This is a genomic window from Stenotrophomonas sp. AR029 (assembly GCF_047520695.2).
In the GTDB taxonomy this organism is placed as follows: Bacteria; Pseudomonadota; Gammaproteobacteria; order Xanthomonadales; family Xanthomonadaceae; genus Stenotrophomonas; species Stenotrophomonas sepilia.
Genome location: NZ_JAXBQQ020000002.1, coordinates 804,750 through 817,452, shown reverse-complemented (window position 1 = coordinate 817,452; position 12,703 = coordinate 804,750). Strand labels below are relative to the sequence as shown.

The 12,703-nt window shown below is 66.9% G+C and carries 6 protein-coding genes; 4 read left to right on the top strand and 2 right to left on the bottom strand.

The window, feature by feature from the left end; genetic code table 11:
- Positions 1–40 precede the first annotated feature (40 nt).
- Positions 41–1,654 (top strand): alpha-glucosidase family protein, encoded by a 1,614-nt coding sequence (locus ACM0PB_RS10280; RefSeq protein WP_065196576.1) that lies wholly within the window; start codon positions 41–43, stop codon positions 1,652–1,654.
- A 278-nt stretch (positions 1,655–1,932) separates the two neighbouring features.
- Here the strand turns inward: ACM0PB_RS10280 and ACM0PB_RS10275 are convergent, their stop codons facing one another.
- Positions 1,933–4,689 (bottom strand): TonB-dependent receptor, encoded by a 2,757-nt coding sequence (locus tag ACM0PB_RS10275; RefSeq protein ID WP_171955870.1) that lies wholly within the window; start codon positions 4,687–4,689, stop codon positions 1,933–1,935.
- 288 nt (positions 4,690–4,977) lie between these two features.
- On the bottom strand, positions 4,978–7,029 hold the full coding sequence (locus tag ACM0PB_RS10270) for a glycoside hydrolase family 97 protein (RefSeq protein WP_235649499.1): 2,052 nt from the start codon (positions 7,027–7,029) through the stop codon (positions 4,978–4,980).
- A gap of 237 nt (positions 7,030–7,266) precedes the next feature.
- Here ACM0PB_RS10270 and ACM0PB_RS10265 point away from each other — a divergent pair, with 237 nt between their 5' ends.
- From ACM0PB_RS10265 to ACM0PB_RS10255, 3 genes are read left to right on the top strand one after another with little or no spacing between them, the layout of a single operon-like run.
- Positions 7,267–9,456, top strand: coding sequence for a glucosidase family protein (locus ACM0PB_RS10265; protein WP_235649500.1), 2,190 nt, complete (start codon positions 7,267–7,269; stop codon positions 9,454–9,456).
- On the top strand, positions 9,453–10,940 hold the full coding sequence (locus tag ACM0PB_RS10260) for an MFS transporter (RefSeq protein WP_164092705.1): 1,488 nt from the start codon (positions 9,453–9,455) through the stop codon (positions 10,938–10,940). Before ACM0PB_RS10265 ends, ACM0PB_RS10260 begins: the two co-directional genes overlap by 4 nt.
- The gene (locus ACM0PB_RS10255) at positions 10,940–12,655 is read left to right on the top strand and encodes an alpha-amylase family glycosyl hydrolase (protein ID WP_164092704.1); all 1,716 of its coding nucleotides are present in this window, start codon (positions 10,940–10,942) and stop codon (positions 12,653–12,655) included. Before ACM0PB_RS10260 ends, ACM0PB_RS10255 begins: the two co-directional genes overlap by 1 nt.
- Positions 12,656–12,703 lie beyond the last annotated feature (48 nt).

Genomic DNA, 12,703 nt, shown 5'->3' with positions numbered 1-12,703 from the left:
CGCTGCCGGCGGGTCCCGCATGCCCGGAGGGGGGCTGTCGATGTCGCACTATCCATGGTGGCGCGGAGCCGTCATCTACCAGATCTACCCGCGCAGTTTCCTCGATGCCAACGGCGATGGGGTGGGCGACCTGCCGGGCATCATCGAGCGCCTGGACCACATTGCCGCGCTGGGCGTGGATGCGATCTGGATCTCGCCGTTCTTCAAGTCCCCCATGGCCGACTTCGGCTACGACATCGCCGACTACCGCGACGTCGACCCGCTGTTCGGCAGCCTGGACGACTTCGACCGCCTGCTGGCCAAGGCCCACGGCCTGGGCCTGAAGGTGATGATCGACCAGGTGCTGAGCCATACCTCGATCGAGCATGCCTGGTTCCGCGAGAGCCGCCAGGACCGCAGCAATCCGAAGGCGGACTGGTACGTCTGGGCCGACCCGCGCGAGGACGGCACCCCGCCCAACAACTGGCTGTCACTGTTCGGCGGCTGTGCCTGGCAATGGGAGCCGCGCCGCGAGCAGTACTACCTGCACAACTTCCTGGTCGACCAGCCGGACCTGAACTTCCACCACCCGGACGTGCAGCAGGCCACCCTGGACAATGTACGTTTCTGGCTCGATCGCGGCGTGGATGGCTTCCGCCTGGATGCGATCAACTTCTGCTTCCACGACGCGCAGCTGCGTGACAACCCGCCCAAGCCGGCGGAGAAGCGGGTGGGGCGCGGCTTCAGCCCGGACAACCCGTACGCCTACCAGTACCACTACTACAACAACACCCAGCCGGAGAACCTGCCGTTCCTGGAGCGCCTGCGCGCGCTGCTGGATCAGTATCCGGGCGCGGTCAGCCTGGGCGAGATCTCCTCGGAGGACTCGCTGGCGACCACCGCCGAGTACACCCGCGAAGGCCGCCTGCACATGGGCTACAGCTTCGAGCTGCTGGTGGATGACTACAGCGCGGCCTACATCCGCGACACGGTCTCGCGGCTGGAAGCGGCGATGACCGAAGGCTGGCCGTGCTGGGCGGTTTCCAATCACGACGTGGAGCGGGCGGTCAGCCGCTGGGGCGGCCACCCGGCTGACCCGCGCCTGGCGCGGATGCTGGTGGCGATGCTGTGCTCGCTGCGCGGTTCGGTCTGCCTGTACCAGGGCGAGGAGCTCGGCCTGGCCGAGGCCGAGGTGCCATTCGAGGCCCTGCAGGACCCCTACGGCATCACCTTCTGGCCGAACTTCAAGGGCCGTGATGGCTGCCGCACCCCGCTGCCGTGGACCGATGCGCCGTTAGCAGGTTTCACCAGCGGCCAGCCCTGGCTGCCGATTCCGGCCGAGCACCGGGCGGCGGCGGTGGCTGTGCAGGAACGCGACCCGCACTCGGTGCTGGCGGCGTTCCGGGCGTTCCTGGCCTGGCGGCATACCCAGCCGGCGCTTCTGCATGGCAGCATCAGATTCCTTGAAAGCGCCGAGCCAGTGCTGCTGTTCGAGCGTATGCTTGCAGATGAAACCCTCCTGCTGGCCTTCAACCTGTCGGCCGAGGCAGTGACCCATCCGCTGCCGCCGGGCAACTGGCAGCAGGTGGCGGTACCGGGCCCGGATGCGGGCACGGTGCAGGGCAACGAACTCCAGCTGCCGCCGCGCGCGGTGTATTGCGCCCGACGCAGCTGACCGTTTTCTCCGGTGGCGGTACTTGCGGGGACGGGGCCGAAGCGCCCCGTCCCTTTTTTGTGGGTGGAGTTCCAGAGAACGGCATCCACGCATGGCGTGGATCTACGGGTTGGAGCGTCGCTGCATGGGCCTTGCCGATCCGCTGCCGGCATTCGCGCAGAAGAAAACCCGCTGCCTGCGCAGCGGGTTTCCGGTCCTGCTCCCTTTGTGTTGCCGGCCAGCGGCCGACGCTACCGGGTTCGGGGTGCCAGCCAGCGGCCGGCACGACCCGGCCGTGATCAGAACTTGTAGTTCACGCCCAGCATGTAGGTGCGGCCCCACTCGATGTACTCCAGCGGGCGGTCCTTGCTGCCGGCGTAGGTGCGGTACGGCTCGTTGGTCAGGTTGCTGCCCTGCAGAAGCAGGGTCAGGCCACGCAGGGCACTGCTGTCGCTGAAGGTGTAGCTGACCTGCGCATCGGTCACGTTCTCGCCGACAACGTAGCGCAGGCTGCGGTTGCCGTTGAAGTTGCCGATCTCGCCGATGAAGTCCGAACGCCGGCGCTGGCTGACGCGTGCTTCGAAGCCGCTGCGCTCGTAGTAGGCGGTGAAGTTGTACACGCGCTTGGACAGGCCCGGCAGGCTGATCGGATCACTGCCCACGCTGGAGGCGCTCTCCGGGTCCAGGATGGTGATGTCGCTCTTGTTGAAGGTCGCGCTGGCCTGCACGCCGAAGCCACGCAGGCTGTCGGTCAGCATCTCCAGCGGGAACGATGCGGTCAGTTCCAGGCCCTTCAGCGTGCCGCCCTTGCCGTTCTGCGGGGCGGAGAAGGTGCCGGTGGTCAGCACCGGTGCCGTCATGCCCGGCGGCGGCACGTAGCTGCCCAGCAGCGCGGTGAAGTCGTAGTTGTCGACCGACTGGGTGTAGACGTAGCTCTTCAGGTCCTTGTAGAAGATCGCGGCAGCCACGTAGGCCTTCTCGCCGAAGTACTTCTCGTAGGACAGGTCCAGCGCGGTGGCACGCCACGGGTCCAGCAGCGGATTGCCGCCGCTGCCGCCGGGGCGGCCGGTGCCGGTGTCCACGCCGAACTCCAGGCCGGCGCGCATCTGGTCCACACGCGGGCGTGCGACCTGCTTTGCAGCGGCGAAGCGCAGCGTCTGCTGGTGCGGGAACAGGAAGGCCAGGTTCAGGCTCGGCAGCCAATCGTTGTAGGTGCGGCCGTTCGAGTACGGCTGCACGTTGTTGCCGGCCGACTGCGAGCTGTCCCAGTAGCGCGAATCCGAACTCTGGTCGGTGTGCTGCATCTGCACGCCGATGTTGCCGCGTACGCCGACTTCACCGATGTCGGCGTTGATGTTCAGGCGCGCCCAGGCGGTGGTGATCTTCTCCTGTACCGTCCACGACTTGGGAATCAGGTAGTCCAGGTTGTCGACCGGGTTGAAGGTCATGTAGCGGCCCACCGCAGCGGGCACGTTCCAGGCCGGGATGGTGCCGAGGCCGGCGAAGCCCAGGTTGACCGGGCGGTACTGCAGGTCCGAGGCGATGTTGGCGTCGCCCTGCGCACCCAGCAGGATGTTGCCTTCGGACTGGGTCTTCACCTTGCGGCGGTCGGCGTAGTTCACGCCGATGTCGATGTCCGGCGCCCACGACGCGAGGGCATCGGGCAGGGCAATGGTGGCGGCCAGCTTGCCACCCTTCAGGCGGTCTTCCACCTTCGGCACCTTGCCGTAGCCGGAACCGTAGATGGTGTTGGTCAGGAACAGGGCGTCGGGGTTGGAATAGTTCAGCTGTGGGCTGATCTGCGAGAACCCGTCCTGGCGGATCGTCACGCCGACCGTATCCAGTTGCGGCATCGGGGTCAGCTGCAGGTTGTTTTCCAGGTTCAGCTCGTCGCGCGTGGCCTTGGAGTAGTTCAGGTCGGCGACCAGCTTGACGCCACTGAAGTTGAACTCGTTGTTCCAGCCGAACGCATCGATCTTGTCCTTGCGCTTGTTGTACATGCCGCGAACCAGCGGATACACGCCACTGGCAGTGCCACCGGTGAACGAGCCATTGGCGTTGACCTGCGGGTTGCTGACCAGCAGGCCCGGGGTGTAGTTGCCGTTGTAGTTGCTGAGGTTCAGCTCGAACTGGTTGGCGGTGTCGATCTGCTCGGCTTCGGTGTGGAATGCATCGAAGGTGCTGGTCCAGCTGTTGTTCGGCCGGAACTGGATCGTGGCCATCACGCCGTCGCGCTTGTTGTTGCCGGTGCGGCGCAGCGCCTTGATGCCATCGGAGAAGTAGGTGCCGGCACCCACGCCCGGACGGTCGCCCTTGTCGGTGTGCTCGGTGGTCCACGGTTCGTACAGGCCGACCTGGTTCTCCTGGATCGGCATGTCGCTGTGCGCATAGCCGATGGCGATGCCCAGGGTCTTGTCCAGGAACTGGTCGATGTAGCTGGCGCTGAAGCGGTTGCCGTACGGATCGGTGTTGGCGGCGCGGCCCAGCGAGCTCTTCTGGTAGCGGCCACTGACCGCGATCACGCGCTCGCCGAAGCTGAGCGGGCGAGCGGTCTGCATGTCGATGGTGCCCGACAGGCCCTGTCCGACCAGCGCCGCGTCCGGGGTCTTGTACACGGTCACGCCGTTGACCAGTTCGGACGGATACTGGTCGAACTCGACGCCACGGTTGTCGCCAGTGCTGACCACTTCGCGGCCATTGAGCAGGGTGGTGGCGAAGTCCGGCGACAGGCCGCGCACGCTGATCACCTGCGCACGGCCGGCAACGCGCTGGGCGGCCAGGCCGGGCAGGCGCGAAATGGACTCGGCGATGCTGACGTCGGGCAGCTTGCCGATGTCTTCGGCGGAGATCGCTTCGACCACCGAGGTGGCGTCCTGCTTGACCGCGATCGCGCTCTCGATGCCGCGGCGGATGCCGGTGACCTGCACCGTATCGAGGTTGGTGGCGGCGGTGCCGGCCGGCGTGGTGGTGCTCTGCGTGGACTGTGCCGACGCCAGCGTCGGCGCCAGGACAACGGCCAGCGCGATGCTGAGCGCGCTGCGCTTGTGGTTCAACATTTTCCCCTCCCAGGCAATGTTGCAGATCGATTTGTGAGCGTTCCGGCGGGGCCGTGAACGTGCGACGCGGTGGCCGCTGTCGTCGCCGCTATGGTAGGCAGCGCGTTCTTCGCGGGAATCACCCTGCATACGTATTCAATGGCGTCTGCAGGGATGTAATCGCTTTCAGGTGCTGCTTGCGGTAGTGCGGGCCGCTGGCCGGCAATCGCGTTCACCGGGTAGTGCCGGCCGCTGGCCGGCAACCCGGTGAACGCGATTGCCGGCCAGCGGCCGGCACTACCCGGGCATTCACAGCGGCGTGAAGCGAATGGCCTGGCCACCGCCTGGTGCCAGCACCAGCGTCAGTGCATCGGCGCTGGTCACTTCGCGGGTTTCACGCATGAACGCGAATGGATTGCTGCGGAAATCCGCTCCCTCGCCATCGCGGTAGATTTCGGCGCGGTAGCGTACGCCCGATTCCAGGAAGCCCAGCGATACCGGCAGCACGCGGCCGTGCTCGTCGGTGATGCTGCCGAGGAACCAGTCGCGGCTGTTGCGGTCGCGGCGCACGATCGTCACGTAGTCACCCACTTCGCCATCGAGCACGCGGCTCTGCTCCCAGTCCACCGCCACGTCCTCGATGAAACGGAACGCCTCGCGATGCTGCAGGTAGTGTTCGGGCAGGTCGGCGGCCATCTGGATCGGGCTGTACAGCACCACGTACAGCGCCAGTTGGCGGGCCAACGTACTGGGGATGGCCTGGCCGTGGCGGCCCTTCAGGCTGAGGATGCCGGGGGTGTAATCCATCGGCCCGGCCAGCATGCGGGTGAACACCAGGTTGACCTCGTGCTCCGGCGGGTTCGGTGGCTGGCCCCAGGCGTTGTACTCCATGCCGCGTGCGCCTTCGCGCGAGATCCAGTTGGGATAGGTGCGGCGCAGGCCGGTATCCTTGATCGGCTCATGCGGGTTCACCGACAGATGGCGGCGCGCCGCTTCCTGCACCACCTTCAGATGGTGGCGGGCCATGAACTGCCCGTCATGCCACTCGCGCCACAGTGGGCCCCCCGTGGGATTGCGGCGGTCGACCTGGCCGTCGTCGCAGACGTAGCCGGTCTTGAACTGGTCCACGCCCAGTCGTGCGTAGAGGTCCAGCGCGGCGCCCAGCTGGGCCTCGTAATGTTCGATGGCGCAGCCGGTTTCATGGTGACCGATCAGGTGCACGCCCTTGTTCAGGCCATACGCCGACAGCGCTTCGATGTCGAAATCGGGCGTGGCACGGGTGAAATCGAAGTCGTAGCCATTGCCGACCCAGTTGCCGTCCCAGCCCGGATTCCAGCCTTCCACCAGCACGCCGCGGAAGCCGTGTGCAGCGGCGAAATCGATCACCTTCTTCGTCTTGGCGGTGGTGGCCGCGTGCTTCGGCCCGGTCGCCCAGCTCTCGTTGTCCAGGTGCATCGACCACCACACGCCCAGGTATTTGGCCGGTTTCACCCAGCTCACATCGCCCAGCGCATTGGGTTCGTTGAGGTTGAGGATCAGGTCCGATTCGACCAGGCCGCCGGCACGGTCGGCGATCTGCAGCGTGCGCCACGGCGTGGCGAAGGGCAGGGTGCGGCGCACCTTCCAGCCTTCGGCCGAGGGCGACAGCTGCGCGCGCAGGCGCTGCCCCTCGCTGCGGCGCAGCCACATGCCGGCGTAGTCCACCAGCGCGGCCTCGTGAATGGCCACATGCAGGCCATCGCGGCTGCGCAGGGTCATCGGCGTATGCACCAGTGGTACTTCGCGCAGCGGGGTGCGCTGGTACAGGTACTCGTAGTGGATCGGCTCGCCGGCGGGGATCCACCAGGCGGTGGAGTCCTGTGCGATGGCGAACTCGGTCAGCTCGTCATCGATGATCGCCTCGCGCAGATTCGGCTGCTCGGGGAATATGTAGCGGAAGCCGAGGCCATCGTCGTAGACGCGGAACACTACATCCAGCCGGCGCTTGCTGCCGGTGGTTTCGGCCAGCTGGACGGTCAGCTCGTTGAAATGGTTGCGGGTGAGCCGGCGCTCGCCCCACGGCTGCTCCCAGGTGTCATCGACGCTGCGCCGCTGCTGGCCCAGCAGGGTGAAATCGCGGTCCAGACGACCGTCGCGCAGGGTGAAGCCGAGCTTCGAATCCTCCACAACAGTGTCGCCCAGGCGCTCGACCCGGTAGCGGGCCGTGCCGCCGTCCAGCACCAGGCTGACATTCAACACCTTGCCCGGAGAGTCGACGCTGACCACCTGCGGCGCGGCCTGCGCCAGCGTGGCTATTCCCAGCAGCGCCAGACCGAACAGATGCGCGAGCGCGGTACGTACAGCAGTGAGTGACATCGGCATTTCCCCTCCCAAGGCGCCGTTGGCAGACCCGGACCATAAGCCAGCGCGGCGGGTGCGCTATCGCGCGACGCCATGAATACGTATGCAACTGGACGCAGCCGACAGCCCCGCGTCTACCATGGCGCCAGGGCACCTTGAGGGAGGGGCCGCGCCCGCCCGCCGGCAACGACGGTGCGGACCTACAACGCGTGCAGAGAGGGAGGGAGGCCGACGGGCGCGAGCCGGTCCGCCGCTTCGATGCTGAAGATCATTTGCCTGACCGCTGCCCTGGGGGCAGCGCTGGGGACGACCGCGCAGGCGGCCGACCTGCAATTCGACGGCCGCCATGCGCGCGCCGAAGCCGCTGCCAACGGCAGCTTCGTGCTGCATGCGCCGAAGGGCGATGTGCGTATCGCGCCGATGCCGATGCGCAGCCAGACCGGCAGCGTGATGTTCGATGCCCTGTTCGCGCTGGCCCAGCAGGAGATGGACCAGGACCGCGTGGACGCGATTCGCGATCCCGCGTTCGACGAAGGCCGACCGGTGCCGTGCGAGTGCTTCCAGACCGGCGCGCGCTGGCCCTATGTGTGGACGCGCGATGTCAGCTTTGCCGCCGATCTGGCGCTCGCACGCCTGGACCCGAAGCGCACCCGGCAGTCGCTGCAGTTCAAACTGTCGGCGGCGCGCGACGGGCACACGCCCGGCCTGTTTGTGGCGCAGGACACCGGTTCCGGTGGCAGCTGGCCGATCAGCAGCGACCGCGTGGTGTGGTTCCTGGCGGCTCGCCAGCTGCTGGAGGATCGCGCATTTGCCGACCAGGTCTGGCAGGCGCTGCAGGGCACGCTGGCGCAGGACCGCGCAATGGTGTTCGACGCGCAGATGGGCCTGTACCGTGGCGAGACTTCGTTCCTGGACTGGCGCGAGCAGACCTATCCGGACTGGACCCGCGAGGACGTGCGCTTCATCGGTGATTCCTATGCACTGTCCACCAACGTGCTGCACTACCAGGCACTGCGCCTGGCCGAACGCCTGGCCGGGCAGCACGGCGATGCCCGCGCGGCCGATTACAAGGCCTGGGCCGACGCATTGGCGCAGCAGATCGATGCGCGCTTCTGGCGCGAGGATATCGGCCAGTACATGAGCTACATCGGCGAAGCGGCGCACCCGGTGCCGTACGCCAAGGTCGATCTGCTCGGCCTCTCGCTGGGCATTCTCGCCCAGGTGCTGCCGCCCGAGCGCACGCGGCGTGCGCTGGCGGCGTATCCGATGGGGCCAGCCGGCAGCCCGGTGGTCTGGCCGCAGGAAGCACAACAGCCGATCTATCACAACCGGGCGATCTGGCCGTTCGTCAGTGCCTACTCGCTGCGTGCGGCGCGGCAGCTGGACGATGCGCCGCGCATCGCCGCCGAGATCCGCTCGCTGATGCAGGGTGCCGCGCTGGCCGGTTCCAACATGGAGAATTACGAGCTGGTCAGCCAGGCCGTGCATGTCGATGAAGGCGCGCTCAGCGGGCCGGTGGTCAATTCGGAGCGCCAGCTGTGGTCGGTGGCCGGGTATCTGTCGATGGTGCTCGAAGGCGTATTCGGCGTACAGGCTGACGGCCGCGTGCAGCCCAAGCTGCCAGCCGCGCTGGTCCCCGAACTGTTCGGCAAGCAGCGCCGCATCTCCCTGGAGGCCGATGGCAAGCGCTATGTGCTGGAGCGGCCGAAGCAGGTGGGTGATGGCCTGCTGGTGGCGGGCCAGGTAAAGACGCGTGGTGCCACCACCACCGTGCAGCTGGTGGCCACCGCAGCGGCACCGCGCAGCGTGGCGACGACGGCCGACGCCAATGCGCGCGCACCGGCCACGCCGGCCGCACCGCAGGCGCGACGCAAGGGCAGGGGCTGGAACATCGAGGTCGCTGCCGGCCAGGTGCTGTGGCAGGACGGCCGGGCGCTCACCGCCAGCAATGGCCTGGCACGCATCGGTGACGATGGCCTGCAGCATTGTCTGAGCCTGACCCGGCGCGACGGCGCATTGGAATCGCTGCACAGTCCGATGGTCTGCGTCGGTCCGCAGCAGCGATTGAAGGGTGCCGAGCGCTGGCAGTTCACCTCGGCCAAGGCGGGGCAGGTGCGCCTGCGCCTGCAATACAGCAACGCGAATGGGCCGATCAACACGGGCGTGACCGCCGCGGTGAAGCAGCTGGTGCTGCAGTGCCCGGGCCAGCCGTTGCAGCGGCACACCGTCACCCTGCCGCACAGCGTGGCCGTGCAGGACTCGACCTCGGCGACGTTCCCGGTGCCGAAGGGCCGATGCACGGTCACGCTTGAAGAGGGCTTCAACATGAGCACACTGCAGCATTTCGCGCACTACACCGGGGGCAAGGGCGGGCGCGACGGCGTGCTCAACCAGGCGCAGGTGCAGGCGCTGACGGTGGCGCCCGTGGCTGTAGAGGGCGCACGATGAATCGCCCCGCCAAACCCCAGCTGTCGTTCTGGCAGATCTGGAACATGTGTTTCGGTTTTCTCGGCATCCAGTTCGGCTTCGCCCTGCAGAATGCCAACGCCAGCCGCATTTTCGAGACGCTGGGCGCGGACATCGACGCGGTACCGGGGCTGTGGATCGCCGCGCCGCTGACCGGCCTGCTGGTGCAGCCGGTGATCGGTTACCTGTCCGATCGCACCTGGACGCGCTGGGGGCGGCGCCGTCCGTTCTTCATGATCGGTGCGGTGCTGACCACGCTGGCCCTGCTGGTGATGCCGAATTCACCGACGCTGTGGATCGCGGCCGGCACGCTGTGGGTGCTCGATGCCTCGATCAACGTATCGATGGAGCCGTTCCGAGCCTTCGTCGGCGACCAGCTGGCGCCACGCCAGCGTCCGGCCGGCTATGCGATGCAGAGCTTCTTCATCGGCGTGGGCGCCATCGTCGCCAGCTTCCTGCCGTTCATCCTGGCCCACTTCGGCGTTGCCAATACGGCCGCCGCCGGTGAGGTGCCGGACACCGTGCGCTATGCGTTCTACTTCGGCGCGGCGGTGCTGCTGGCGGCGATCACCTGGACGGTGGTCAGCACCCGCGAATATTCACCAGCAGAACTGGCTGCCTTCGATGATGCCGAGCCGCCGGCGCATCATGCGGGAGCGGTGATCAACGGCCCGGCGCCATGGACGCGGGTGGCCCTGTGGCTAGGGCTGGGTGTGCTGTTGGCGCTGCTGATCACCTGGCGGCAAGGCGACAGGATGCTGTACGTGCTGGCAGGCCTGTGCGCCGGCTACGGCCTGCTGCTGGCGGCCGCGCGCGCGTTGCCGGCCACGCATATGCTGGCCGCCATCGTCGGCGACCTGCGCGCGATGCCGGTGACCATGCGCCGCCTGGCGTGGGTGCAGTTCTTCTCATGGTTCGCGCTTTTCGCCATGTGGATCTACACCACTGCTGCGGTGGCCGGTACCCACTTCGGTTCGACCGATCCACAGTCGGCGGCCTACAACGAAGGTGCCAACTGGGTGGGCGTGCTGTTTGGCGCCTACAACGGCTTCGCTGCGCTGGCGGCGGTGCTGATTCCGCCGATGGTGCGTGCGATCGGCCTGCGCTGGAGCCACCTGGTCAACCTGTGGCTGGGCGCTGCCGGCCTGGTCTCGCTGATGTTCATCCGCGACCCGCACTGGCTGCTGCTGTCGATGGTGGGTGTGGGTTTTGCCTGGGCATCGATCCTGTCGTTGCCGTATGCACTGCTGTCCGACAGCGTGCCGGCGTCGAAGATGGGTGTGTACATGGGCATCTTCAATTTCTTCATCGTGATCCCGCAGCTGGTGGCGGCCAGTGCGCTCGGCTTTGCCCTGCGCGCATGGCTGGGTGGCCAGCCGATGCATGTGCTGGTGCTGGGCGGCTGCAGCCTGTTCGTCGCCGGCCTGTGCGTGCTGCGGGTTCCGTCCCGTCCGGAGGTGGTGTGATGCGTGGTGTCCTGGCTGTTGCTGTTTCCCTTGCCCTGTTCGCCGGCCAGGCCGTGGCCACGCCGCGCCCGGACTACGTCGGCACCACCGAACCGTTCGCCAGCGATGCGGTGTACTTCGTGGTCACTGACCGCTTCGTCAACGGTGATCCATCCAACGATCATCGCGACCAGGGTGGCGCGCACCGCACCTTCGACATCCCGGTGCCATGCCCGGACAAGGTGGACGGCAACATCGGCTACCTCGGCGGCGACTTCCGTGGCGTGCTCGACAATGCGCAGTACATCCGCAACCTGGGTTTCGGCGCGGTGTGGATCACGCCGATCGTCGACAACCCTGACCAAGCTTTCACCGGCAGCAAGCCGATCAGCTGCACCAGCACGCTGACCGACCGCGGCAAGACCGGCTACCACGGCTACTGGGGCATCAACTTCTACAGACTCGATGAGCACCTGCCCAGCAGGGACCTGGACTTCGCCGGACTGACCAGGGGCCTGCACGGTGCCGGCTTGAAGGTGGTGTTGGACATCGTAGGCAACCACGGTTCGCCGGCCTGGACCATGCCGATACGGCAGCCGCAGTTTGGCCAGATCTTCGACAAGGACGGAACGCTGATTGCCGACCACCAGAACCTGCCACCGCAGAAGCTGGACCCGAAGCACAACCCGCTGCACGCGTTCTACAACAACATCGGCCCGGTCGACAGCAAGGACGGCTCGATCTTCGACGGCAACCTCGCCGAACTGTCCGACTTCAACCAGGACAATCCGGCGGTGATGGATTACCTGGTCGGCGCTTACCTGCAGTGGACCGCGCAGGGCGTGGACGCGCTGCGCATCGATACCATCGGCTGGCTGCCGCACCCGTGGTGGCATGAATTCGTCAAGCGTATCCGCGCCGAGCACCCGGGCATGTTCATGTTCGGCGAAGCCTTCGACTACAACGCGACGACCATTGCCGAGCACACCTGGCCGGCCAATGCCAATGTCAGCGTGCTCGATTTCCCGCTGCGCGGCGCACTGGAACAGACCTTCGGCACCGCCGGCAAGGGCTTCGAGACCCTGGCCGAGCCGCTTCACCTGAGCGGTGGCCCGTATGCCAATCCGTACGAGCTGATGAGCTTCTACGACAACCACGACATGCCGCGCCTGCAGGCCAGCGACAATGGCTTCATCGACGCGCACAACTGGCTGTTCACCGCGCGCGGCATTCCGGTGGTCTATTACGGCTCGGAGACCGGCTTCATGCGTGGCCGCGCCGAGCACGCAGGCAACCGTGCCTACTTCGGCCAGCCGCGTGTGGACGCTGCGCCGCAGAGCCCGATCTTCGCGCCGCTGCAGCGTATCGCCAAACTGCGTGAAGCGACCCCGGCACTGCAGCGTGGCTTGCAGGTGAACGAGCGGCTGCAGGGCGATGAGGCCGTGTTCTTCCGCGTGCTGCAGCACGGTGACGTGACGCAGACCGCGCTGGTGCTGCTGAACAAGGGTGATGCGGCGCGCACCTTCGAGGTGGACCGCTACCTGCAGGCTGGCACGTGGCGTGATGCGCTGGATGGCGGCACGGTGAAGGTCGAGCAGCAGCTGAAGACTGACGTGCCGGCGCATGGGGTAAAGGTCTATGTGCTGGACGCCACCGTGCAGCAGCCGGCACTGCAGGCCGAACTGGACAAGGCGATGGCCGACCAGAAGGCGCGGGACCAGCGCCTGGGGCGGTAGTGCCGGTCGCTGGCCGGCAACTCATGAATCCATGGTCCCTTCAGGTGC